Consider the following 25,399-nt stretch of genomic DNA (forward strand, 5'->3'; position numbering starts at 1 on the left):
AAAGAAAGGCGAAAAGTGTATGAGCAGAATACTTATTGTTGAGGATGAAGAGGCTATTGCAGACCTTGAGAAGGACTATCTTGAACTGAGTGACTTTGAGGTCTCAATAGAAAACACAGGTGATGCAGGTCTTCAGACAGCACTTGCAGAGGATTTTGACCTTATCATCTTGGATCTCATGCTTCCAGGAATGGACGGATTTGAGGTTTGTAAGCACATCAGAGAAAAGAAAGATGTGCCAATTCTCATGGTTTCAGCCAAGAAGGATGACATCGACAAGATAAGAGGTCTTGGACTTGGAGCAGATGATTATATCACCAAGCCATTTAGCCCATCTGAGCTTGTTGCCCGTGTTAAGGCACACATGGCAAGATACTCAAGACTTGTTGGATCAGGACATGAATCTAATGATTTCGTAGAAATCAGAGGACTCAAGATTGACAAGACTGCTAGAAGAGTATACGTAGACGGAGATGAAAAGAGCTTCACAACAAAGGAATTCGATCTTCTTACATTCCTTGCTGAGAATCCTAATCATGTATTTACAAAGGAAGAGCTCTTCCGCAAGATCTGGAACATGGATTCAATCGGCGATATCGCTACTGTAACAGTACATATCAAAAAGATCCGTGAAAAGATCGAATATGATACATCAAACCCACAGTACATTGAGACAATCTGGGGCGTTGGCTACAGATTTAAGGTTTGATTATTTAACATTTTAATTTTATTATTATCGGCAGGAGGCATTATGGCTGGCTTTTGTCAGGCGTAATTATTCCTGCCGTAATTTTTTCTAATGTGGAATTTATAGGAGTATTGATTTGAAGCGTTTGGAATACATTTTTGAAGACAAGGATATAATAGTTTGCCACAAGCCTGCTGGAATGGCCACAGAAGGTGCAAGAGCAGGACAGATGGACCTTGTCAGCAGTGTGAGAAATTATCTTGCAAGGAAAGATGGATCAAAGAGCTCAAAGCCGCCCTATGTAGGTACGGTTTACCGGCTTGATCAGCCCGTAGAAGGCGTTGTGGTAGTATGCAAGACAAAACAAGCAGCTTCAGATCTAGCAAGGCAGATAAAGGAACACAAAACAGATAAGTATTACTATGCTGTTTGCTATGGGGCTGTTCCTGAAGAAAAGGGCCATTTATCAGACTATCTGATCAGAAACTTAGATACTGGCCTTGCTGAAGTAACTGAGAATACTGCCGATGCCAAGAAGGCAGAGCTTGACTACGAAGTCCTATGGCGTAAAAAAGGATGTACACTTCTTAGGATCAAGCTTTTAACAGGGCGTTTTCACCAGATAAGAGTTCAGATGGCGCATATGGGATTTCCTATAGTTGGAGACCAAAAGTACGGAAATGCAGAATCTATGGGCGTATCCAAGGAATTAGGCCTATCAAATGTATGCCTTTGCTGCTACAAATTTGGATTTAAACATCCGGTGACCAAAAAGAAAGTATCCTATGAAGTTGAACCGGAATTCTTAAAATCTTTTGATGAATAATTGGAACTGAAACTAAGATGAAAAACAAAAGTGCGAAAATAACGGAAATAGTTAAGATAATATATCTGATCATCATGTGTAGCGCCCTCCCGCTTTATATGAAGCAAGGGTACTATATGCTGGGAGAGGCAAAGGGGGTATTATATCTTGGCGTTTCTGCCTTCTTTTTTGCACTTCTTTTTATATTAAAAATCCTTGAAGAACCTAAAAAGCTTTTTTGTGATCCACAAAAAGCCATGATCATAGGTGCATTTGTTTTTTCAAATGCAATTACATTGTTTTTTTCATGTGATAAAAGGACTGCATTCCTGGGGCAGGAGGGATGGAGATGCGGATTTTTATCGGTCTTTTTAATGATATCTTTTTGTGTGTTGTTCATGCAGGGCGTAAAGCTTAATGCTCTTGTTCTTTCACTCATTCTGATCATTCCTTTTTCTACATTTGTTTTAGGCATATTAAATAGATTTGGAATTTATCCTTTTTATGTGTATGGCGCCAACCCAAGCTTTTTGGCGACCCTTGGTAATATCAACTGGTACGTGGGATTTTTGGGTATCTTTGTGCCGCTTGGAATAGGTCTTTCCTATGGAAAAAAGTTCTTTTCGCTAAAAGGATCATTGACTAACCTGTATGTAGTCACAGGGCTGGTGGCTCTTTTCCTGCAGGGGTCAGATAGTGCAGCTCTCGTAGTCATTGGAACCTATGGAATCATGCTCTATATGTCCTTTGGCAAAAGAAAAAGTTTTCAAAGGTTTATGGCACAGGCGGCATTACTTGGTTTTTCTATGGAACTAACCAAGATACTCATGGAGTTGTTTGGAAGAAGCTATAATTATGAAGAAGGGATCATTCTTATGGTGTGCGACATGCACATTGGTCTTATTGTTATGGCGGCAGCATTTTTTGTTTACAGAGTATCAAGGTTATTTGAAGAGATAAATGTTTCTTTTATAGGTAAATTCTACAGAAGAGCGCTGGTAGTACTGGGAATAGTTGCAGCAGTTTCTTCTATAATAATAGTCATAATGGCAGATGGATATTTTGGAAATGGAAGAGGTATCATCTGGCAGATATCAGTGGACATATTTAAGGGACTATCTTCCTGGCAGAAGCTCTTTGGAGTTGGGCAGGACTGCTTTTATGTTTATGCCTACAATCATTCGGTGTGGGCGGAATCTCTTCTTAATGTATTAAATGGCAACAGGCTTACAAATGCGCACTGCGAGCTTCTTACTATCTTGATAGAAAGAGGTATGATAGGTATTTTGACCTACGGAGTGCTGATAATATCGGTCATTCATGGCCTTATCAAAACTTTTGACACTAGTGATTCATCAAAAAAGGAGCACGCAGCGATGATCTGCGCACTCCCTATAACTTCTTACTTATTCAATTGTAGTGTGTCCTTTTCGACTGTTACATCTACGCCTTACTTATTTATCCTGCTTGGCATAGCTCTTTTTGTCAGTCGAGCACAGGAACGGGAATAGAATCATCCAGCTCATGGAAGAATGTTCTGGTTTCTATGATTCCGTAAAGAGCTTCATTGTATTCAAAGAGGAAATGTTCATTGATGTTCTCTTTGCCATACATATTAACTCTTCCGCGATAAGCGTTTAGTACAGATACATAGCGCTTATCCTGGTCAAACATCTTGAGAATCTCATCTTTTCTTCTGCGAGGATGCTTGGAAGCAAACTTCCTGATATCCAGCTGAAGATCAACAGGCAGTTCTTTTTCTCTTTCGAGAACTGCGTTTAGGACTTCGTTATAAGTCTTGTCATCGATCTTCTCAAAATGATCGACAAATTCGAGACAACATGCATTATCTGGTAAATGCAGGCGTACTCTGTCTTCCCCATAAACCTCTTCGATCTCAGCAACTAACTTTGGTATCAGGGGTTTTCCGTTGTAATCAAGCATTATAACTTTATCACCCTTTTTGTACATAGACACCTCCCCAAATCATTGAGAATCAACTATAGATGCAATATGGTGGTACATACATATATTATATCATATAATCTTTGACGATTTTTTATTTTTTGACCGATTGTACAGGAAAGTTAACAACAAAGCAAATAGTGTCATTTCCCTCTCTAACAGCCTCTATTGTGCCCTTGTGAGAAGCTGCAATTGCTCTTGCGACAGAGAGGCCAATGCCATATCCTCCAGTCTCGCGGGCCCTTGAAGAATCAGCTCTGTAGAATCTGTCAAAGAGTCTGTCCAGATTGCCGGAAGGAATGGTGTCACAGGTGTTAGAAACCTTAAGAGTTATGGCCTTTTCTTTGGTCAGGTTGACACTAATACTGCCATTATCAGAGGAGTACTTAATGGCATTGTCCAAAAGAAGAGATGTCAGTTGGGTTAAGGTGTTTTTATCTCCTAAGATATGGATATCATCTTCAATGTTTACTCTATAGGTCTTGCTATTTGAGGAAGCCACAGGCTCGAAGCTACTCGAGACATCTTTTACGATCTGACTAAGGTTGATATTATTAAACGCAATGTTGGGTTTTTCTTCATCCATTCTTGAAAGCGTCAGGAGATTTTTAACGAGCTCAGTCATTCTTTTAACCTGATTTCTGATGCTTTCTGTCCATTCACTTTTGCCGGATTCTATCTCCAAAACGTCGATGTTTGCAGAAATCACAGCAAGAGGTGTCTTGAGTTCGTGACCTGCGTCGGTGATAAATCTCTTTTGCTTCTCTAAAGATTCCACAACTGGAGCGACAGCCTTCCCTGAGAAAAGAAATACCAGTATGAACATGGCAAGAAGGGCGCAGACTCCAACTAAAACAGATTGCAAGAGCAGTGTAAGAGCATTTAAAACTTCTGAACTGATATTTAAAAACAGAACAAGGTAGGAACCATCTTCCTTTTGAACTACGCTATATCTGTAGGTGTGATAAAAGCCTTTTTGGCTTGCGCTAGACAGAGCACTGGTTGCGTAATCCTTGGCAACATCCTCTGTGACTGTAGCAGTGTGCTGGATGTTGACTTCAGTGATGCTTTTGTCAGAAGAGAATTTAACCCAGAAATATCTTGCCTGATAAGGAACTTCAGCATCTCTGTTATTATTTAGCATTTCGAATTGGAAAGGAATGCTGGGATTGCGTGGACGGTCTGGAGGATTGATGTTTCCAGGGACAGGCCCATTTGGATCATCTAACATCCCGGGGAAATAGCCGTTGTTGTCGGCAAGCATAAACAAAAGATTGTCAGCTTGCCTGATGGTCCGGCTGATATTGATTGCATTGATCACACCTATCATTACAAGAAGAATAGTCAGGAGTGAGAGCATTGCAGTAACGACAAATTTTTTTCTAAGCTTATTAACCATATTAAGCCTCGTTTACTATAATTGAATATCCTACGCCTCTTGAAGCCTTGATCTCACAGTTTGCTTCCAGTGAAGACAGTTTTTTACGAAGGTTAGAGATATATACCCACACAATGTTAACGTCAGCTTCGCCGTCAGGCCAGATCCTGTCCATAAAGGTGTCAACGGAGATGATCCTTCCCGGAGAAGTCATAAGTAGTTCCATCATCTGGAATTCTCTGCTGGCAAGATGGATCTTGTCGTGATCAGGAGTGCTCAGATCATAATCGGAACGATCAAGAGTTAGATTTCCGCAGCTTAGATTAGTTGGTGAAAAGTCTGCTTTTCTGCGGAGCATTGCTCTTACCCTTGCCAGGAGCTCACCCATATCAAAAGGTTTTGGAAGATAGTCATCTGCTCCAAGGTCAAGGCCTTTTATTCTGTCATCGATCTCGGATTTGGCGGTCAGGAAAAGAACTGGTGTAGAAAGGCCTTTATCTCTTAGCTTTTTAAGTACATCCATTCCATCAAGTCCTGGCATCATGATGTCCAGGATAATGCCGTCATAATCTCCGGTCAGAGCATAGTCCAAGGCATCTGTGCCGTTATAAACAGCGTCTACTGTGTAATTGTTGTGTTTTAGGATTGCAACAAGAGCATTTGAAAGCTCTTTTTCGTCATCAGCTAATAGAAGTCGCATATGTTTTCTCCTATATTAAATAACTACTACCTTAATTTTAACATAATGAAAGATTACGAAAGAAGAAATATGTGTACAAAATATGAACATAAAACCTGCGTTTAGTCATTTTGAGTACATATTTGTCTTGTAGAATACTCTTATAAACTTTCGGGGGAGCAATTAATGAAGAAAAAGCGTGATTCTCATTACCTGGTCTTTTTTTCAGTAATCGCCGTATGCATGATTTTTAATCTGGTCGCATGGAATAGTGCGGCTTTTTCTGACTTCTATGCAGCAAACATTTTCCCAGTCATTTCAAGCGCATATGGAAGACTCACAAGCCTCGTGCCATTTTCTATTGGTGAAGTGATGCTTGTGTTCATAGTGCTGTTTGTGGCTTTATCAGTTTTTTTCATTATTGCTCACACATGTTTCATGATATATGGCAAAAGAGCTAATGCACTTGGAGCAAGATATTTCAGGGCTGAAAAGATCTTTAATAAGATCTCTAATGCTCTTTACAGAGTTTCCCCAGTTCTTATGGCGATCATCTGCACAGTAATGTCTCTTAACTGTTTTGCCCTTTATCACACATCTAAGATAGGCCTTTATGGTGAGAACACAGGATCTGAGTGTGATATCGCTCAGCTGGCTGAGCTTAGAGATTATGTGGTAAAAAAATGCAACGAGCTTTCGACTAAGGTCCCTCATGATGAAAATGGTAATGTTATTTATGAAGGTGACATGCGAAAGACAGCTATCGAGGCTATGAAGAGTCTTGAAGATCGCTATCCAAGACTTGGTGGATATTATGTAACTCCAAAGGCGCTGTATTTTTCTGATTTCATGAGCCAGCAGTATATGCAGGGTTATTACTTCCCATTTTCTATGGAAGCAAATTATAACGATACGATGTCTATCATGAATAAGCCATTTACTATGTGTCATGAGCTTGCTCACACTCATGGATATATCTTTGAGGATGAAGCGAATTTCTTTGGCTTCCTTGCCTGCATCAATTCTGAAGATGTAGTGTTCCAGTACAGCGGATATCTTGGAGTTCTTAACTATATTAATAATGACTATTACAGAGCTGTCAGCAAGGAAGAGTACAACTCCCACGTCAAGATCTCGGCCAGAGTCAAGTATGACAACAAGTTCATGACTGATGAAGCATGGGTAAAGGTAGAAGAAAAGGCAGTAGTTAAGACTGAAACAGTTAAGAAAGCTGCTGAAACATTCATAGACACAAATCTTAAGGTTAATGGCGTTAGCTCAGGTAAATGCAGCTATACACATGTTGTCGCACTTATTATGGATTATTACTACAATTTCCCGGAAGGTGTGTGATACAATAGCCTTTAAAGGGAGATATTAACTATGAAAAAGAAAATAACCGTATTCACACTAGTACTTTCAATGATGCTTGCTCTGTGTGCTTGTAAGCCTTCAGATGAGAAACTAAACGAAGCTGAGACAGCAAGAGGAGTTTTATTAGAAGCAAAAGAAAGCGCAGAAGCAACATATCTTGATATAACAGATTCTTCTAAAAAGAGTGAACTGGAAGAATTGTCCAAGGAAGTTGCCGAGATCGAAGCTCTGGATTTTACCAAGATGAGTGACAAAAAGATCGACGGCGTTCTACCAAAGATCACGGAGTTAACACAAGAGTATCAGAGTCTCAATTCTGAGTTTGACGAAACCTTAGCCGCTGAGACCAAGAAAAAAGCTGAGAAGGACAAGTATAGCAACGTTGGAGCATACCTTGTCAACAAAACAGGTATGAACTTGACAGAAGTTGTTCTCCATGATCTGTCAGAAGATACCTATACAGATAATCTTCTTGGAGATGGAGTAGTGCTTGAAGCAGGATATACCCTGATGGGAGTTGTTCTTGATATTAACAAGAGCAGCGCAGATTGGGAGTTCATTGTTAAAAATGACAACAATACATCCTATACTTTGGCATGTGATAGCTTAGCTGGTGCTGATGAAGCAGGAATATCAATTACCTTGAAATACAGTGATAGTGACAAGACAGGCTCTGCAAGCCTTGGTAGTTATACAGTGTTAAAAGAGCCAGAAACAGCGGAAAATGGCGATGATGCAACAAATGCCTCAAGCGAAGTGTCAAATTGAGGAAAATGTGCTGTTTTTTGTTAATTATGCACAAAATATTAAGGAAATCTTAAGATTTTATTCTCACATATGTCGGTGACATTCTGAAATTCACAGTATATAATCTTACTTTGTACTGAAGCAATTGCTAGATAGCATTTCGCCAATGGCAAATGCAAAAATACATTATTAGTACAGAAGAGGAGAATATATATTATGAAGAAGAATATCGTTACATTACTTTCAGTTTTAACACTTTCAGCAGCAGTTCTTGCAGGTTGCGGTGAGGCAGCTACAGAGGAGACAGCTGTAGAAGAGACATCAGTAGAGGCAACTGTAGAGGCAACTGTAGAGGCTGTTGAGGCTGCTTCAGAGGCATCATCAGAGGACGCAGCAGCAGACGCTTCATCAGAGGATGCAGCAGCTGACGCATCATCAGAGGACGCTGCAGCAGACGCTTCATCAGAAGAGGCTGTTGAGGCTGCTTCAGAAGCTTCATCAAACAACTAATTCAATTAGATTAGTATAAGTTATATATAGTTAATCAATTGCTTTAGTCAGTACATAAAAAAAGACCTTCATATCCTGGTGATATGAAGGTCCTTTTTTCATTTATTCTTACATTCATTGCATATGCCAAGTATTTCAAGCTGATGACCGGTTATCTCGAAACCGGGAAGAGAATCTTTAACAGCAGCTGATATGTCATGAAGGGGACAGGTCTTAATAGGTATCTTTCTGTGACATTTGGTGCATACAGCATAATGCTTGTGAGAACTCTTTTTTAGCTCATATACTGCGTTGTCTTCTGTAGATAATGTTGTCTTTGTAACAATACCTACTTTTTCAAAAGCTAACAGATTTCTATATACAGTAGAGAATGCGTATTTTTCCTTGGGAGCTGTCTGATTTAGCTTATCAAATATATCAGCGGCAGACAGCGGCTCATCTGAATGGTACAAGATCAGAAATATATCTATTCTCTGATGTGTTTTCTTGACGCCGGAAGGCCAGCATCTTTCTATAATAGAATCACTATTTTCTGCATGGATCTTACAACTCATTTTTTATCTCCAATTAAAGGCTTATACCAAGCATATCGATCAAAAGACCAGTTACAGTTCCAATAATAAATAAGATAAAAGCTACGTTAATATTTTCCTTCTTATCAGAGTTAACTCTAAAAAGAACAAGAAGACCGATACCAGCGCCAACTAAAAGACCTGACATCATAGTTCCAAGAGTGATCATCTGATCCAGATAAAGCTCTGTGATGATAACAGATGGAGCACAGTTAGGGATAAGTCCTACAATTCCGGCAAGGATGTGGCTTATAACTGGGCTTGTCTTAAGGAGCATTGAAAGGTTATCTTTACCAACGATCTCGATAACAAAGTTAAGAACAAGAGTAAGTATCAGTACAAATACAAAAATGTGGATGGTGTGAACAAGTGCTGATTTTACTATTCCGATAAAACCTGTGTTTTCTTCTTCCTCGCAGTGGCAACGCTCTTTTTCGCAGAGTTCTTCGATCTTTACAGGATCGTTAAGGCTCTTTCCGTGAGTTCTGTGATGCCAGTGAACTATTGCATCAATGATAAATCCATACACAATACCGATCACAGCCTTGAGTACGAGAATCTTGACCATAAGTCCTACTGGAACCTGATTTGAGATGAAAAGAGGTATCATCTCATCTGAAGTGGAAAGATAGATTGCAATAAGTGTACCTAATGTAATGACTCTTCCTGCGTAGAGGTTAGAAGCTGCAGCAGAGAATCCGCACTGTGGGAACGCACCGATGAGTCCGCCCCAAAGAGGACCAAAGTGCTCAGTCTTTTGTACTATATTAGAAGTGTATTCCTCAGTCTTGTGTTCGAGATATTCCATAACTAAATAAGTAAAGAAAAGAAATGGAAGTATCTTAACGGAGTCCAAAAGAGCGTCCGCTACTATATCAATTATCATGTTCATAAAAACTCCTTTCAGAAATGCAAATGCAAATCATTAGCATTTGAAAAATGGACAAAAAAAATATCAGTAAGCGGGTGATGGGAATCGAACCCACGTATCTAGCTTGGAAGGCTAGTGTTCTACCATTGAACTACACCCGCATGGTGCTGACAAGGATGTATTGTACTTAAGTTTGTATGGTATGTCAAGTGGTTTTGTGATAAACTTTACTTTGTTTGTCATTTGACAGGGCATTTTTGGAGTGTTAAGATGAATCCTACTAAGTTAGTAGGAATTAGAAAGGAAATATATCATTATGTCAGATCAGTCTTTATTACAAGTAAAGGATTTATCAGTATCAATAGATAATGAGCTTCCTATATTACATAAAATTAACTTGGATATTAAGCCAGGGGAGACTCATGTACTTATGGGACCTAACGGTGCTGGTAAGTCAACACTCGGTTATACACTTATGGGTAACCCACATTATCAGGTTACAGATGGAAGTATATTATTTGAAGGAGAGGACATAACTCATGCTTCAGCTGATAAAAGAGCTAAGGCAGGAATGTTCCTTTCATTCCAGAACCCATTAGAGGTTCCGGGAATTTCACTTGGAAGCTTTATTAGAAATGCATACCATGCTCAGACAGGCGCACCAGTTAAGCTTTTAGCTTTCCAGAAGTCACTTAAGGCTGCTATGGAGCTTCTTTCTATGGATGAGTCATATGCAGACAGAGACCTTAATGTAGGATTTTCTGGTGGTGAGAAAAAGAAGGCGGAGATTCTTCAGCTTCTTATGCTTAACCCTAAGCTCGCAATCCTTGATGAGACAGACTCTGGTCTTGATGTAGATGCTGTTCGTACCGTATCAAAGGGTATTGAAGAGTACCAGAAAAAGAAGGATGGAGCACTTCTCATCATCACTCATAGCACAAAGATCTTAGAATCACTTCATGTAGACTATACCCATGTATTAGTTAAGGGAAATATTGTTCATACAGGTGATGGAACTCTTGTTGATGAGATCAATGAACACGGATTTGAGAGATTTGTTTCAGAATTAGGTAACTGATTAAGAGGATAGATATGAGCGATAACAAGCAGGTTGTTGCGGATATCAACCGCAGCATATACGACTTTAAAGATGTAGAAAATGAAAAAGATTTCTATCGTCTGGAAGAGGGACTAACTGAGGAAACAGTATTAAAGGTTTCTGAGGAAAAGAACGATCCTGACTGGATGAGAGAATTTAGATTAAAATGTCTAAAGCTTTATAACGAGATCAAGTTCCCTGACTGGGGGCCAGATATAGATGGCCTTGATATGGACAAGATCTCTTCTTATGTAAGACACAAGTCAGATATGAAGGGCAAGTGGGAAGATGTTCCTGAAGATATCAAGAATACTTTCGAAAAACTCGGAATCCCACAGGCGGAGAGAGAATCTCTGGCGGGTGTTGGTGCACAGTATGATTCAGAGCTTGTATATCACAACGTCAAAGATGAAGTTGCAGCTCAGGGCGTAATCTATACAGACTTAGAGTCAGCTCTTCGCGGCGAATATGCTGATATGATCAAAGATCATTTTATGAAACTGGTTCCACCTACAGACCACAAGTTTGCGGCTCTTCATGGAGCAGTATGGTCAGGTGGTTCATTTGTGTACGTTCCAAAGGGAGTTAAGGTAGATATCCCACTTCAGTCATACTTTAGATTGAATGCTGCCGGAGCAGGACAGTTTGAGCACACACTTATTATAGTAGACGAAGGAGCAGATCTTCATTTCATAGAAGGATGTTCTGCACCTAAATATAATGTAGCGAATCTTCACGCTGGTTGCGTAGAGCTTTACGTTGGCAAGGGAGCAAGACTTCGTTACTCAACTATTGAGAACTGGTCCAAAAACATGTACAACCTCAACACAAAAAGAGCGCTTGTTGAGGAGAACGGTATCATGGAATGGGTATCAGGTTCTTTTGGTTCACACACATCATACCTTTATCCTATGACAATCCTTAAGGGTGACCACTCCAAGACAGAGTTTACTGGTATCACTTTTGCTGGTCAGGGACAGAACCTTGATACAGGTGCCAAGATTGTTCATCAGGGCAAATACACATCATCTTCTATTTCAACAAAGTCTATTTCCAAGGACGGCGGAATCGGAACCTACAGAAGTAGCGTAGTTATCCAGAACACAGCCAAGAAGGCAAAGGCATCTGTTTCTTGCGATTCACTTATGCTTGATAGCATTTCAAGAGCAGATACAATTCCTGGAATGGACATCAGAACAGATGATGCAGATGTAGGACACGAAGCAAAGATTGGAAGAATCAGTGATGAAGCGGTATTTTATCTTATGTCTCGTGGCATTAGTGAAGAAGATGCCAAGACAATGATAGTAAGCGGATTTGCGAATCCTGTTTCTAAGGAACTTCCATTAGAATATGCTGTAGAGATGAATAACCTCATCAAGCTTGAGATGAGTGGACATTCAAATGCGTAAGAGAGGTCTACAATGAAAAAAGATTTAGACATGAGAGTAAATGTGCTCCCTGTCCTGACTTACAACTTTTTGCATGTCAATGACAGCAGGATCACAGGCTCAGATATAACAATTGATTCTTTGGAGTGCCCTGAGGTAGGAACAGTTCCAGCTGGAGTATCATTAGATAGAGCAGTATCTTTTGACAAGGCAGGAGACATCTTTAGAGCCAACAAAGATAGAATATTGGTTACTACTGGTGTTCCGGGTGCGCCAAATGCAGATATGTCATACAGAGATAAGGACCAGGCCATCAGAACTGGTATGGGTATCGATGTAGATCAGCTTATGATCAGCACAGGGGCTACAGTAGACGTATACACTGTTGCAGAAGGAACCAAAGTAGCTGAACCTATCGTTCTTAGATATGAAATGAAGGACGGCCAGGGAAGTCTTTCTGGTCAGGTAGTGCATGCTGGAAGGAATTCTGAAGTCACGGTTATCATGACTTACATTTCTGATAAAGAAGCTTCTGGTTTCCACGGTGTCAGCACAAGGCTTCTTGCTGAAGAAGGAGCCAAAATCAACGTAGTAAAGGTACAGCTTCTTGGAGATGGCTTCATGCATCTTGATGATATTGGTGGCGCATGTTTTGCAAAGGGCCAGATCGATGTTGTCTCATTAGAGCTTGGCGCCAAGAAATCCTGGGCTGGATGCTATATCAACCTTGTTGAAGGTGAAGCTGTATTTAACAGCAATATGGGATATCTTTGCAGGCAAGATCATAACCTTGATATCAACTATGTTTCTGATCACAGAGGCAAGAAGACAAACGCAGATATGCAGTTTAAGGGTGTTTTGATGGATACAGCTCAAAAGACCTTTAGAGGAACTATAGATTTTAAGAACGGAAGTGCAGGTTCTGCTGGAGATGAGCAGGAAGATACACTCCTTCTTAGCCCTGGCGTTGTGAACAAGACAATGCCTGTTATTTTGTGCCAGGAGGAAGACGTTGATGGTAGACATGGTGCTACTATCGGTCAGCTTGGCGAAGAGCTTCTATTCTATATGCAGGCTAGAGGTATAGATGAAGAAGAGGCAAAGAAGATCATGATAAAGGCTAGACTTGAGAGCGTGGCTAGGATGATACCTAACCCAGAAATCATGCAGAAAGTTCAGTATTATATTCAGAATATAGTATGATCTTACATTGAGGTGGCAAATGAGTAATTTAGGAGATTTCCGCAAGGATTTTGATCAATTAAATTCTGGCGACTATGTATATTTTGATAATGCGGCAACTTCACAGAGACCTAGGCAGGTTTTAGAGGCGGTAAGCAATTTTTACAAGACAGCTAATGCAAATCCATTAAGAGGCTTGTATGACTGGAGTATGGCAGCTACAGACGCATATGAGAATTCAAGAGCAGTGGTGGCTGATTTTATCGGAGCATCCAGAGCTGAAGAGATAATCTTTACAAGAAATACTACAGAGTCATTAAATCTTGTGGCATATAGCTATGGCCTTGAAAATGTTCATGAGGGAGATGAGATCGTTATCTCGGTTATGGAACATCACAGCAATATGCTTCCATGGCAGATGGTTGCCAAAAAGAACAATGCAAAGCTTGTGTTTATGGAGCCTTTGGAAGATGGCACTATCACAGAGCAGGAGTATAAGTCCAAGATAACAGACAAGACTAAGATTGTGGCTATAGGTCATGTATCTAATGTAATGGGTGTTACTAATCCGGTAAAAGAGATTGCTGAGTACGCTCACTCAAAGGGCGCGATTGTTGTAGTAGATGGTGCCCAGTCAGCACCTCATATGAAAGTTGATGTTAAGGACCTTGGAGCAGACTTTTTTGCCCTTTCTGGACACAAGATGCTTGCTCCTATGGGAATAGGTGCCCTGTATGGCAGATATGAGCTTTTGGAGCAAATGCAGCCATTTTTAAGAGGCGGTGAGATGATCGAGTATGTAACAAGAGAAGATGCTACATACGCTGAAATTCCTCACAAATTTGAAGCTGGTACAGTAAATGCTGGTGACGCTGTTGGTCTTGCAGAAGCTATCAAATATATCCAAAACGTTGGATTTGATGCTATAGAGGCTCAGGAACAGAAACTTACAACAATGTTAATGGAAGGACTGGCTAAGCTTCCATATATTAAAGTATATGGATCAAAAGATCCAAAAAAGCACTGCGGAATAGTTACATTTACAATGGATGGTGTTCATCCTCATGATATGGCTTCAATCCTTAATGACGATCACATCTGTGTTAGAGCAGGACATCACTGCGCTCAGCCACTTATGCAATTTATAGGGGCTGGTTCAACAGCAAGGGCTAGTGTATACTTTTATAATACAGAGAGTGAAGTTGAAAGATTTTTAGACAAGCTTTCAAAGGTAAGAGAGGTCATGGGATATGGAGCTTAAACAGTTATATAGAGAGATTGTTAATGAACATAACCTTCATCCAGTTCACAAGGGCAAGATGGAGAATCCAGATCTTGTTTTAAGGGGCGTTAATCCAAGTTGCGGTGATGATATTACACTTCAGCTTAAGATTAAAGATGGAGTTATTGTAGAAGGGCTATATGATGGAAGCGGATGTGCTATTTCACAGGCTTCTGTTGATATGATGGTAGATCAGATCGTTGGTAAGTCCAAAGAGGATGCAATTAAGCTTGCTGGAACATTTATGGGTATGATCAAGGGAGAAGTAACAGATGAGGAGAGCTTAGAGGCTCTTGATGAGGCTGTGGCACTCCAGGATGTGGCTCATATGCCGGCGAGAGTTAAATGTGCGGTCCTTGGATGGCATACAATGCAGGAAATGTTAGAACACCCTGAAAAAGCACAGGGATGAGAAAATGAGTTGCGCTACTCGAAATGACAAGTAAGATACGCTGTGGTCATGCAAGATTCGAAATTTGCAGGGCAGATTCCTCGTTTACGCGGCGTTCGCAGGTAAAAAGGTGAACCATGCCGACAGATTCGGAACCGCTTCGCTTGTTCCTCATTGTCGCGGCGTTCGCCGTATAAAAAAATAGACATAATTGTTCTTATGTGTGTAAACACCCACGAACAATATGTCTATTTTTTTGCATGGTTCACTTTACGCGCAAAGAAAAAGTACCATCCCCAAAGGATATACCTTCGAAAACAGTACTCGGCGTGCGCTGCCAGGGTCTCGAACCCTGGACAACCTGATTAAGAGTCAGGTGCTCTACCAACTGAGCTAGCAGCGCATTTGTGTTGTTCGGTTGTCTCCGTGTCTTAACGACAAGTGATATATTACTACGGCTAAAACAGAAATGCAAGCACTTTTTTTAATTTTTTTTAAAAAAATTAAAATCTTCTGTATTTGTGCGGTTTTCACGGCTCTTTTTTTATGGTAAATTAGATAGGTAATACAGTAATTAGGAGAAAAAAATGATTTTTGATACACATGCTCATTATGATGATGAGCAGTTTGATGAAGATAGAGAAGAACTTCTTGCGTCTATGGAGGGCGCTGGAATTACAAATATAGTAAATGTTGGAGCAAGTTTAGAGACTACAAGAAAGACTTTGGAACTCGCACATAAATATGATTTTATCCATGCTGCAGTTGGCGTTCATCCAAGCGAAGTAGCAGAACTGGATGAAGATAAATTTGAACTTCTTAGAGAATGGAGTCAGGATGGCAGATGTGTAGCCATAGGAGAGATCGGCCTTGATTATCATTGGCCAGAGCCTTCTCCAGAGCTTCAAAAGAAATGGTTTGCAAGACAGCTTCAGTTAGCAAGGCAGCAGAGGCTTCCTGTGATCATTCATTCTAGAGATGCTGCATCAGATACTCTCGAAGTTATGAAAGAAAATCATGCAGAAGAGATCGGAGGAGTAGTTCACTGTTTCTCATATTCAAAAGAGATTGCTAAGATCTGCGTCGACATGGGATTTTATATTGGTATCGGCGGCGTAGTTACTTTTAAGAACGGCAAGAAGATGAAGGAAGTTGTGGAGCAGACTCCTATGGAGCGTATTCTTTTGGAGACGGATTCTCCTTACCTCTCGCCGGAACCAAATAGAGGAAGACGTAATTCATCTCTTAATCTTCCACTGGTGGTAGATGCTATAGCGGCTATTAAGGGCATTAGCGCAGAAGAGGTGATCAAGATTACAGAAGATAATGCAAAGCGTATGTATGGTCTTTTGATGGAGGGTTAAATGGCATATCTTGGAAATAGTGCACGTACTAAGGAAGTGCTTGCTAAATACAATATGAGTGCCAAGAAGAAGTTCGGACAGAACTTTTTGATAGATAATGGCGTTTTAGAAGGAATAGTAGAAGCTTCAGGAGTGACCAAGGATACCTGCGTACTTGAGATTGGACCAGGTATTGGAACTCTTACACAGTATCTTGCTGAGTCAGCAAAAAGAGTTATTGCAGTTGAGATCGACAAGACACTTATGCCGGTCCTTGCAGATACACTTTCAGAATATGACAATGTTACAGTAATAAACGAAGACGTTTTGAAGGTAGATATAGAATCTATCATCAAGGAATACAATGACAACAAGCCAATTAAGGTAGTTGCCAACCTTCCTTACTACATTACTACACCTATCATCATGAAGCTTTTTGAAAGCGGAGCTCCTATTGAGAGTGTTACAGTAATGGTTCAGAAGGAAGTTGCGGACAGAATGGTCATGGGACCAGGTAACAAGGATTATGGAGCTCTTTCTCTTGCAGTAGGATTCTATGCTTCTGCTGAGAACGTTATGGATGTTCCACCTAGCAGCTTCATACCGCAGCCAGGAGTTGGATCAGCTGTTGTTCATCTTAAAAAGTATGAGAACAAGCCTGTACAGGTAAAGGATGAAAAGTATCTTTTTGAGATCATCAGGACAGCGTTTAATCAGAGACGCAAAACTTTATCGAATTCACTTTCAAATAATCCAAATTTGAAGGTTTCAAGGGAGCAGGTTCAAGAAGCACTAGTTAAGATGGGGATTGATGAGAAAGCAAGAGGAGAAGTGCTTGCACTTTCACAGTTTGCAGAGCTTTCCGATATTTTACAAAGATAATAGCCTAGTGTTATACTAACACTAGATATTGTAGTTTTAGTATCAAAGAGGTAGATATTTTGGATAAAGTTGAGTACAAGATCAGAGCGGACGAGATAAAAGCTCTGGTGGGGGAAGGCAGTTTTGCCGAAGCGGTCAAGATCGCTGATACAATTGATTGGAAACGTGTTAAGAGCGTGCAGATGCTCTGTATGATAAGTGACTTATACAAGATCAACAGACGTTACGAGGAGAGTAGAGACATTCTCCTTATGGCATATGACAGATTCCCTACAGGAAGGAAGATTGTCTATTCACTGTGTGAACTTGCTATCAAAATGGGGGAGTTCGTTCAGGCAGTTGAGTATTACAAAGAGTTTGTAAGGATTGCGCCACGCGACACAGCAAGATATATCCTTCAGTACAAACTGTATGAGGCTCAGGAAGTTAGTCTTGAAGAGCGTATAGCAGTTCTGGAGGAGTTCAAAAAGCATGATTACAAAGAAAAATGGGTATATGAACTAGCTTACTTGTATCATCGCGTAGGTCTCACTACTGAGTGTATTGAAACTTGCGATGAGCTTTTCTTGTGGCTTGGTGACGGCAATTATGTTATGAAGGCTCTTGAACTCAAGGCTCTTCACGAACCTCTTTCTCCTGAGCAGCAGGACAGATATATCAGATACAAGCAGAACCATGGCGGATTCATAGATAAGAGCATCATCGTAGACAAGGATGAAGTTGGAACCGATGAGCCTAGAACAGTAGAGATCAAGCAGCCTACCAAGGAGATGCCTCCTGTAACTGATGAGGTGATCCAGGAGTACAATAATGGCACATATCAGCCAGAGCAGGAGCCTGCTTATGATACACTTCCTACGGATCAGCCTACCCGCGAAATGGACAGGATCGTTTATCCACATATTAGCGAGATAAAAGAGCCATCAGTAGACGTAAGTGATTACAACACAATGAACCTTCAGAAAGCCCTTGCAGAGAACTTAAAAGCTGTAATAGGCGACGATACAGAAGGTGATCTTAGATCATATGAGCCTGTTACAGGACAGGAGACAAGTCCATCAAGCCCTGTACAGCCTATTACTGCGGAGATATTTGAGGATGATCAGGATATTCCTGCAGAGGCAGATCAGGATGACTTTGAGCAGACATCAACTGGAATGGAGGAGCTGTTCTTTGACACACAGACGAATGTATCAGCAGATCAGGAAAAGACAGATGATGTAGATAAGAAAGAGGCCGTAGAAGAAGTCATAGATGATCTTCCAGAAGATGAAGAAGAGGAAGCTGAGCCGGAGCTTGGAATAGATATCAAGTATGGTGGCAACGGCCCTATTCTTGGTGAGGAAAAGACATCCCTCCATCAGCCGGTTTATGAAGAAAAGCCATTAGAGGATGAGGTTCCTGGAGCAGTCATTCATCCAAATGCTGCATATCAGATGCCTAGCCATTTTGATAATTATCTTTCTCAGGAATACGACGGACAGATCAGTATGGCTGTGGAGCCTGAGCCAGAAGTTGAGAAACAGATAACTGGTCAGATCAGCATTTCAGAGTACATGCAGAACTGGGAAGACTTCAAAAAGAACCAGCAGGAGAAACAGCTTCAGCGCGTGAAGATGCTGGTTGCTGAGGAGACTGGAGATCTTTTTGCTGATTATGATGAAAAGACTAAGGCTGGTCTTCAGGAGAAGCTTGAGAAAGCAATCTCAGAGGCCCTCAAGAAGGAAAGACACGACAAAGCTTCAGGAAGAGGTGACTGGTCCAAGAATAACGAAGATGTTATTGATGAAGCAGTTGACGGAGTCATCAAGAATGAAGATATAGATACAACAGTAGTTCCAGAAACTTCAGAGGAAGAGCCAGAAGAAACCGATGTTGAAGAGACTAAGGAAGCTGTGGCTTCAACTGAGGAAGTAGCAGAAGCTTCTAGCGAAGAGGCTGAAGAGTCTTCTGAGGAAGGAAAAGAATCAGAAGAGACAGCTGAAGAAAAAGAAGAAACTACAGTAGAGTCTGATGAAGATGAAGACTCAGAGGAAGCCGACGAGTCTGATGAAGAAGTTTCAGAAGACAAGGCTAAAGAAGGTTCTTCTAAGGCTGAGGAAAAGAAAGAGCCTGAAAAGAAAGAAGCTTACGACAAGAAGACAGGCAAAAAAGCAGATAAAAAGCCTGAGAAGAAGCATGACAAGGGCAAGAGACATATTGGAAACAGAGAGATCGAAGAGCGCGTAAGAACTATGACTCCAGAGGAGAAGCAGCTCTTTGGACCATACATCCACCACAAAAAGTCCAGAAGGCAGATCATCAACGCAATTGATAATCTTAGTATGGACGCATTTAGTGGAAACGCTATCGTAACTGGAGAGGAAGGCGCTGGAACAGTAAACCTTGCTAAAGGCCTTATCAAGGCTGTTCAGGCATCTGATTCGAACTTCAGCGGTAAAGTAGCTAAGATCACAGCCAATACTCTTAACAAGAAGAGCACATCTACAATTTTTGAGAAGCTTGCAAATGGCGCTCTTATCATTCAGAGGGCAGCAGATCTTACTCCAGAAACAGTTGGAGAACTCCTTAAGATCCTTCAGGAGGAGAATAAGGGACTTATCATCGTTATGGAAGATACCAAGGAAGATATGAACAGATTCCTTGATAAGAATCCATCTCTTAAGCAGAGCTTTAATGTAAGAGTAGATATTGAGGCTCTTGATGATGATTCACTTGTTGCTTACGCCAAGCAGTACGCATTAGAAAAAGAATATGCTATAGATAACTTAGGTATCTTGGCATTGCATACCAGAATTTCAGAAAGACAGACACTAGATCATGAAGTGACTGTTTCAGAGGTCAAGGATATCATAGACGATGCGATCTATTATGCAGAGAAGCGCACAGTAGCTCATTTTATTGATGTTATCGTTAACAAGAGATACGACGAGAACGATATGGTTATCCTCAGAGAAAAAGATTTTATGCACTGATTACAAATTATAAGCGAGGGGGCTTTGTAGTATGGGGCAAAAAGTATTTATATCTGAAGCAGATGAGTACCTATTCGGACAAGGAACACATTACGAGATCTACGAAAAATTAGGAGCACACCCTTCTGAAGAGAACGGCAAAAAAGGCTATTTCTTTGCGGTATGGGCGCCAAATGCTGCTGATGTCCATGTTATTGGCTCTTTTAACAACTGGGATGAGACTGCTCACCAGCTCAAAAGAACTAAGACGGGAAATATATGGACTGGCTTTGTTCCTGGAGTTGGAATAGGGCAGCTATATAAATATCTCATTACTACACCAGAGGGTAAAAAGCTTTACAAAGCTGACCCTTATGCAAACTTTGCAGAACTTCGACCTGGAAATGCGTCAAGAACAACTGACCTTTCAGGCTTTAAGTGGACTGACTCCAAGTGGTATGAGAGCATCAAGGGAAAAGAGATTACTCGTCAGCCACTTGCTATCTACGAATGTCATATTGGTTCCTGGATGAAACATCCGGATGGAACAGAGGACGGATTCTATACCTACAGGCAGTTTGCTGACAGGATAGTCGAGTACCTCAAAGAAATGAAGTACACCCATGTTGAGCTTATAGGAATTGCAGAGCATCCTTTTGATGGTTCATGGGGCTATCAGGTTACAGGGTACTATGCTCCAACTGCAAGATATGGAGAGCCTTCTGATTTTATGTATCTTGTGAACAAGCTTCACAAGAACAATATTGGTGTTATCCTTGACTGGGTACCAGCCCACTTTGCTACAGATGAATTTGGCCTTGCATGTTTTGATGGCCAGTGCATATACGAGCATCCAGACCCAAGGAAGGGAGAGCATCCTGACTGGGGAACCAAGATCTTCAATTTGGAAAAGCCAGAGGTCAAGAACTTCCTAATTGCAAATGCTCTTTTCTGGATCAGAAAGTTCCATGTGGACGGACTTAGAGTAGATGCTGTGGCATCGATGCTCTACCTTGATTATGGCAAGAAGGACGGCCAGTGGATACCAAATAAGTATGGTGAGAATAAGAACCTTGAAGCTATCGAGTTCTTTAAACATTTAAATTCAGTAGTCAGAGGAACATATCCGGAAGTTCTGACTATTGCCGAAGAGTCTACAGCGTGGCCAAAGGTTACAGCTCCTCCAGAAGAAGGAGGACTTGGCTTTGCCTACAAGTGGAATATGGGCTGGATGCATGATTTTTGCGAGTACATGAAGCTGGATCCATATTTTAGACAGGGCGCGCACTACATGATGACCTTTGCTATGAGCTATAACAGCTCAGAAAAGTATATTCTGCCGCTGTCTCATGATGAAGTAGTTCATCTTAAATGCTCAATGGTTGAGAAAATGCCAGGTTATAAGGTTGATAAGTACGCAAACCTAAGAGTTGGTTATACATACATGTTTGGTCATTCAGGAAAAAAGCTCTTGTTCATGGGACAGGACTTTGGCCAGGAGAGAGAATGGAGCGAGAAGAGAGAGCTTGACTGGTTCCTTCTGGAAAATGAACTAAACAGAGGAATGAAGGACTACGTAGGAGAGCTCCTTAAGATCTACAGAAAATATCCTGCCCTTTATGAAGTGGATGACGACTGGGGTGGATTTGAGTGGATAAACGCTGATGACAAGGAGCGAAGTACCTATAGCTTCTATCGAAGAGCTATTGATGGCAGAGACAACATTCTTTTTGTGCTCAATATGACTCCTGTTGAAAGAAAGGGCTTTATGGTGGGTGTTCCTTTTGCCGGAACATATACCAAGATTCTTGATAGCGCTGAAAAGAAATACGGCGGAGTCGGCAGTAATGTGGAGACCAAGATAGAAGCAGTACCTGGCCTTTGCGATTACAAGGATTACAGCATAACTCTTGATCTTCCTCCTTATGGAGCAGAGGTGTTTGTATTCCAAAATCCAGAACTGGAGCCTGTAAAAAAGGCACCAGCCAAGAAAGTAGTAAGGAAAACTACGACAAAGACTATCACAAAAGCTGCAAAGACAACTAAGAAAAAATAAGTCTTAAGAATTTATGACCATGTGCCGAAATAGAAGGTGACGGAATAAACCGTCACCTTTTTTCGTGTAGATTTCTTTAGCGAGGCGCAGATGAATATAACTTTTCAAAACATTACAGACCAGCGCGCTGAAAAGAAACCGTTCATAAACGGCATGGAAGCAGAAAATAGAACAGGTTTAAGTGCTGGAAGAACAGAAAAGACTGGTGGAAGCGCATATGCAGTACAGTTAGATTCAAGTCTTTTTAGTGACGACGCATATGCAAAAAATGCAAAGAGCATTGATGACATCAGCAACATGGCAGAAAACACGGATGTTTTGAATAGACATAATTTTATGGCTCTTTTATCAAATACCATGTCAGGGGAGGACTATGCAAAGGCCCTTGAGGATGGATTTGATCTTAAAAATCTAAATAGTGCAGAGACAGTCACCATAGTAGACAGGATCAAGAGCGCCCTCCTGCAGGCTGGCGTTGAGGTTGTGGGCTACAATGATGACATGAGTCTTGATAAGCTTACCAAGATCTTTGGAAACAAAGGTTTTGCTTCTGCGCTCAAAAGCAGTTTTTCTGAAAATGACATTCCATTAACAGAAGAAAACATAACAGATGCCAAGGTTGCCTATGAGGAAGTCTCTCAGATGGAGAGCCTTGATGATAGTGCTGTCAAATACCTGGTGCTGAATAATAAGTCAGCCACAATTGGCAATGTATATCTGGCTCAGCATAGTACAAATGGACAGAACGCATCTGGAAGAGGCTTCTATGCTCAGGATATGGGCGGATACTATGCTCAGAAGTCTGATAGCTATGATTGGGAGCAGCTTCGCCCTCAGCTTGAAAAGGTAGCGCAGGAAGCTGGGCTTTCAGCAGAGGATGACCATGTTATTGATATGGCTAAGTGGACAGTAATGCAGGGCATTCCACTTACAGCTGAGAATTTAGATCGTGTGATCGAGCTTAAAGATATTTCTTTTCCTATAAAAGATGAAAAACTTGCAAACGTTATCACATCCGCAATTGCAGATGGAAAGAGCGCTGTAGAAGGCAATATCATAGATCCTACAAGTAATATGAGCAGAGCTATTGAGATTGCAGATAAAACAGCAAAGCTTTCAGATACGTCAGTAGACAAGGTTCTTTCACAGGGAAAAGAAGTTAATCTTAAGAATTTATTTGAAGCTGAGTATTCTTCAGTTTCTGTAAATGCAGCGTACTATGATAGTGCTGCATCCCAGACAGCAAGGCTCCAACTTGAAGAAGTAAGGCTTAAGATGACAGTAGAAGCAAATAAGCAGCTCTTAGACAGCGGCTTTTCTATAGACACAGCGCCTATGGAGCAGCTCATTGAAAGACTAAAAAGCCTTCTTGGGCAGCAGGCTGATGAAGCAGCAGGACAGGCAGTTGATGAGCATACTCATGTTTCAGCAACCAGCTCAAAAGCTATCTTTGAGATGTCTCTTTCTAGAATTTCTATAATCAGAACAGCTCCAGCAGATCTGGTTGGTAAGATGTCTTCTGATTTTGAGACTGCAACACTTGGAAAGATAAGTGAAGAAGCAGCAAAGCTCACAATGAAGTTCAAGGCAGCAAGCCAAGGATATGAAGAGCTTATGACAGCCCCACGAGCCGACCTTGGAGACAGCATCAAAAAAGCCTTTAGAAATGTTGATGATATATTGCAGGATCTGGGCAAAGAGTTAAATGATGAGAACAGAAGAGCAGTCAGGATCCTTGGATATAACATCATGGAAATAAACGAAGAGAACTTTGAAAAGGTAAGATCCTGGGATCAGAAGCTTAAGTCCACAATAGAGAGACTAAAACCGGGAGCAGTTCTTGATCTTATAAGAGATGGCAAGAATCCTCTTGGAATGACTATAGAAGAACTTGGAAAAAGTCTTGATGAGAATCTCATGGGAGGGAACAAGGATTCTTCTGGTGGAAATAATAAATCTGATGAGAAGTATGCAAAGTTCCTTTATAAGCTTGAGAAAAAAGGTAATATAACAGAGGCAGAAAAGCAGTCATTTATCGGCATATACAGACTTTTTCATACCATCAAAGCAACAGATTATCAGGCTATTGGATCACTTCTTAAGACAGATCAGGATATGACTTTGGAAAATCTTTTGAAGGCAACAAGAACTCAGAAGACTTCAAAAAGAGGCTTGGACTTCACTGTTGATGACGATTTCGGTGGTTTATCAGCAGGACGATCTGGAATAAAAATTGATGAACAGATAAATTCAGCCTTCAGGTTTTATAGTGCACAAGCCGATATAGTATATGAGAACCTTGAACCTGAAAAGTTAGCCAAGGCAGCACCAAAGAATGAGACTCTTTTACCAGACCTTGCAAATGCGCTCAGTCAGGCTGAGATTGATAAAGAGCTTGAAAGAAAGTATAGCGATGAGCAGCTAAAAGATATCAGAGAGACAGTAGCATCCAGGCTTACAGAAAGTACTCTTGATGAGATGGATGCACTTGATATGGAGCTCACCTACAACAATCTTGAAGCCATGATCGCTAACAGGCGAGACAGAAAGAGCGGCAGTATCTGGGAAAAGACAGCTAGTTACCATGAAAAGGCTGACGAGATCCAGGATAAACTCACTTCACTTCTTGGAGAAGAAGGCTATGAAGAAGAGTATCAGAAACAGGTACTTTCTCTGAGAGATCAGCTTTCCGAAGAAATACTTAATCCGGAAAACAGCTTCATTGATGTAAGGGCAATAAAACTCATGCAGAAGCAGTTATCCGTAATGAGCGGAAATGCTGAAAGAGGAAGCTTTGAGATTCCAGTAGAAGTAGAAGGAACCAAGGTTTCAATGCATGTCACTTTGCGAAGCGACAACAGCAATATCACAAGGATGGACGCAAGTATTCAGACCTATGAGTATGGACTTATTACAGCAAGTCTTTACGAAAAGGGAGGCGTGATAAACGGAATGCTCACTACAACAAGTGCAGAAAACGCCGAAGAATCTGAATATCTTGAAGGAATCAGGCAGAAAATGTGTGATAATCTTGCGAATATGATAAAGGATATAGGTGTAGACCAGAATATGATCAGTATCCTCTATCACGCACAGAGTAAACCTACAGGAGTAGGCACGGGAATTGCCAGAGCCATGGATGGCGGACAGAACAACAATACAGATACAACTACTTTGCTAAAAATGGCAAAAGCATTTATCGAAGCCCTTTAAGGGTGGCAGATACGTGC

At 40.9% G+C, this 25,399-nt stretch carries 22 protein-coding genes and 2 tRNA genes; 16 read left to right on the forward strand and 8 right to left on the reverse strand.

Going from position 1 to position 25,399, the window contains the following annotated elements; all coding sequences use genetic code 11:
- Positions 1 to 19 precede the first annotated feature (19 nt).
- Positions 20 to 709, forward strand: coding sequence for a response regulator transcription factor (locus BUA02_RS11500; RefSeq protein ID WP_071174894.1), 690 nt, complete (start codon positions 20 to 22; stop codon positions 707 to 709).
- Between the two features lie 115 nt (positions 710 to 824).
- Positions 825 to 1,514, forward strand: coding sequence for an RluA family pseudouridine synthase (locus BUA02_RS11505; RefSeq protein WP_072704247.1), 690 nt, complete (start codon positions 825 to 827; stop codon positions 1,512 to 1,514).
- A gap of 112 nt (positions 1,515 to 1,626) precedes the next feature.
- Here the strand turns inward: BUA02_RS11505 and BUA02_RS15715 are convergent, their stop codons facing one another.
- The gene (locus BUA02_RS15715; protein ID WP_178297664.1) at positions 1,627 to 1,932 is read right to left on the reverse strand and encodes a hypothetical protein; all 306 of its coding nucleotides are present in this window, start codon (positions 1,930 to 1,932) and stop codon (positions 1,627 to 1,629) included.
- Between BUA02_RS15715 and BUA02_RS11510 the strand changes: the two genes are divergently transcribed.
- Positions 1,892 to 3,004: a hypothetical protein gene (locus BUA02_RS11510; protein WP_207647719.1), complete on the forward strand. Its 1,113-nt coding sequence runs from the start codon at positions 1,892 to 1,894 to the stop codon at positions 3,002 to 3,004. The genes BUA02_RS15715 and BUA02_RS11510 overlap by 41 nt on opposite strands.
- On the opposite strand, the gene BUA02_RS11515 is transcribed toward BUA02_RS11510, so the two are convergent.
- The 3 genes from BUA02_RS11515 to BUA02_RS11525 form a co-directional block, all read right to left on the reverse strand.
- Positions 2,979 to 3,464 (reverse strand): hypothetical protein, encoded by a 486-nt coding sequence (locus tag BUA02_RS11515; protein WP_072704253.1) that lies wholly within the window; start codon positions 3,462 to 3,464, stop codon positions 2,979 to 2,981. The two genes, BUA02_RS11510 and BUA02_RS11515, sit on opposite strands and share 26 nt — an antisense overlap.
- 88 nt (positions 3,465 to 3,552) lie before the next feature.
- Complete coding sequence (locus tag BUA02_RS11520) at positions 3,553 to 4,857, reverse strand: sensor histidine kinase (protein ID WP_072704256.1); 1,305 nt, start codon at positions 4,855 to 4,857, stop codon at positions 3,553 to 3,555.
- Between the two features lies 1 nt (position 4,858).
- Positions 4,859 to 5,536, reverse strand: coding sequence for a response regulator transcription factor (locus BUA02_RS11525; RefSeq protein WP_072704257.1), 678 nt, complete (start codon positions 5,534 to 5,536; stop codon positions 4,859 to 4,861).
- Between the two features lie 165 nt (positions 5,537 to 5,701).
- Here BUA02_RS11525 and BUA02_RS11530 point away from each other — a divergent pair, with 165 nt between their 5' ends.
- From BUA02_RS11530 to BUA02_RS11540, 3 genes are all read left to right on the forward strand, one after another.
- On the forward strand, positions 5,702 to 6,868 hold the full coding sequence (locus BUA02_RS11530) for a DUF3810 domain-containing protein (protein WP_072704259.1): 1,167 nt from the start codon (positions 5,702 to 5,704) through the stop codon (positions 6,866 to 6,868).
- 30 nt (positions 6,869 to 6,898) lie between these two features.
- Positions 6,899 to 7,657 (forward strand): hypothetical protein, encoded by a 759-nt coding sequence (locus tag BUA02_RS11535; protein ID WP_072704261.1) that lies wholly within the window; start codon positions 6,899 to 6,901, stop codon positions 7,655 to 7,657.
- A gap of 195 nt (positions 7,658 to 7,852) precedes the next feature.
- Positions 7,853 to 8,146, forward strand: coding sequence for a hypothetical protein (locus tag BUA02_RS11540; protein WP_072704264.1), 294 nt, complete (start codon positions 7,853 to 7,855; stop codon positions 8,144 to 8,146).
- Positions 8,147 to 8,244: 98 nt separating this feature from the next.
- Here BUA02_RS11540 and BUA02_RS11545 read toward each other — a convergent pair whose 3' ends face one another.
- The 3 genes from BUA02_RS11545 to BUA02_RS11555 form a co-directional block, all read right to left on the reverse strand.
- Positions 8,245 to 8,700 carry a Fur family transcriptional regulator gene (locus BUA02_RS11545; protein WP_072704266.1) on the reverse strand — a complete coding sequence of 152 codons (456 nt, stop codon included), beginning with the start codon at positions 8,698 to 8,700 and terminating at the stop codon, positions 8,245 to 8,247.
- Positions 8,701 to 8,713: 13 nt separating this feature from the next.
- On the reverse strand, positions 8,714 to 9,610 hold the full coding sequence (locus BUA02_RS11550; RefSeq protein ID WP_178297666.1) for a putative manganese transporter: 897 nt from the start codon (positions 9,608 to 9,610) through the stop codon (positions 8,714 to 8,716).
- A 69-nt stretch (positions 9,611 to 9,679) separates the two neighbouring features.
- Positions 9,680 to 9,750: transfer RNA gene (locus tag BUA02_RS11555), tRNA-Gly, on the reverse strand.
- Positions 9,751 to 9,905: 155 nt separating this feature from the next.
- Between BUA02_RS11555 and sufC the strand changes: the two genes are divergently transcribed.
- The 5 genes from sufC to sufU are packed head-to-tail and all read left to right on the forward strand — an operon-like array spanning position 9,906 to position 14,955.
- Positions 9,906 to 10,667: a Fe-S cluster assembly ATPase SufC gene (sufC, locus tag BUA02_RS11560; protein WP_072704267.1), complete on the forward strand. Its 762-nt coding sequence runs from the start codon at positions 9,906 to 9,908 to the stop codon at positions 10,665 to 10,667.
- Between the two features lie 14 nt (positions 10,668 to 10,681).
- Positions 10,682 to 12,100, forward strand: a complete 1,419-nt coding sequence (sufB, locus tag BUA02_RS11565) for a Fe-S cluster assembly protein SufB (protein ID WP_072704270.1) — start codon at positions 10,682 to 10,684, stop codon at positions 12,098 to 12,100.
- 12 nt (positions 12,101 to 12,112) lie between these two features.
- Positions 12,113 to 13,282, forward strand: a complete 1,170-nt coding sequence (locus BUA02_RS11570; protein ID WP_072704273.1) for a SufB/SufD family protein — start codon at positions 12,113 to 12,115, stop codon at positions 13,280 to 13,282.
- Between the two features lie 19 nt (positions 13,283 to 13,301).
- Positions 13,302 to 14,522: an aminotransferase class V-fold PLP-dependent enzyme gene (locus BUA02_RS11575; protein WP_071174907.1), complete on the forward strand. Its 1,221-nt coding sequence runs from the start codon at positions 13,302 to 13,304 to the stop codon at positions 14,520 to 14,522.
- Positions 14,512 to 14,955, forward strand: a complete 444-nt coding sequence (sufU, locus tag BUA02_RS11580) for a Fe-S cluster assembly sulfur transfer protein SufU (protein WP_071174908.1) — start codon at positions 14,512 to 14,514, stop codon at positions 14,953 to 14,955. The genes BUA02_RS11575 and sufU overlap by 11 nt, the downstream gene beginning before the upstream one ends.
- Before the next feature lie 309 nt (positions 14,956 to 15,264).
- Here the strand turns inward: sufU and BUA02_RS11585 are convergent.
- Positions 15,265 to 15,337 (reverse strand) — tRNA-Lys (locus BUA02_RS11585).
- A 184-nt stretch (positions 15,338 to 15,521) separates the two neighbouring features.
- On the opposite strand from BUA02_RS11585, the gene BUA02_RS11590 reads away from it, so the two are divergent.
- The 5 genes from BUA02_RS11590 (at position 15,522) to BUA02_RS11610 (ending at position 25,382) form a co-directional block, all read left to right on the forward strand.
- Positions 15,522 to 16,298 carry a TatD family hydrolase gene (locus tag BUA02_RS11590; RefSeq protein ID WP_072704276.1) on the forward strand — a complete coding sequence of 259 codons (777 nt, stop codon included), beginning with the start codon at positions 15,522 to 15,524 and terminating at the stop codon, positions 16,296 to 16,298.
- On the forward strand, positions 16,299 to 17,159 hold the full coding sequence (rsmA, locus tag BUA02_RS11595; RefSeq protein ID WP_072704279.1) for a 16S rRNA (adenine(1518)-N(6)/adenine(1519)-N(6))-dimethyltransferase RsmA: 861 nt from the start codon (positions 16,299 to 16,301) through the stop codon (positions 17,157 to 17,159). It begins immediately after the preceding gene.
- 59 nt (positions 17,160 to 17,218) lie between these two features.
- Positions 17,219 to 20,134 (forward strand): tetratricopeptide repeat protein, encoded by a 2,916-nt coding sequence (locus tag BUA02_RS11600; protein WP_072704282.1) that lies wholly within the window; start codon positions 17,219 to 17,221, stop codon positions 20,132 to 20,134.
- A gap of 31 nt (positions 20,135 to 20,165) precedes the next feature.
- Positions 20,166 to 22,169: a 1,4-alpha-glucan branching protein GlgB gene (gene glgB, locus BUA02_RS11605; RefSeq protein WP_083572750.1), complete on the forward strand. Its 2,004-nt coding sequence runs from the start codon at positions 20,166 to 20,168 to the stop codon at positions 22,167 to 22,169.
- Between the two features lie 90 nt (positions 22,170 to 22,259).
- Complete coding sequence (locus BUA02_RS11610) at positions 22,260 to 25,382, forward strand: DUF6240 domain-containing protein (RefSeq protein WP_072704285.1); 3,123 nt, start codon at positions 22,260 to 22,262, stop codon at positions 25,380 to 25,382.
- Positions 25,383 to 25,399 lie beyond the last annotated feature (17 nt).

Source organism: Butyrivibrio hungatei DSM 14810 (assembly GCF_900143205.1).
Lineage (GTDB): Bacteria > Bacillota > Clostridia > Lachnospirales > Lachnospiraceae > Butyrivibrio > Butyrivibrio hungatei.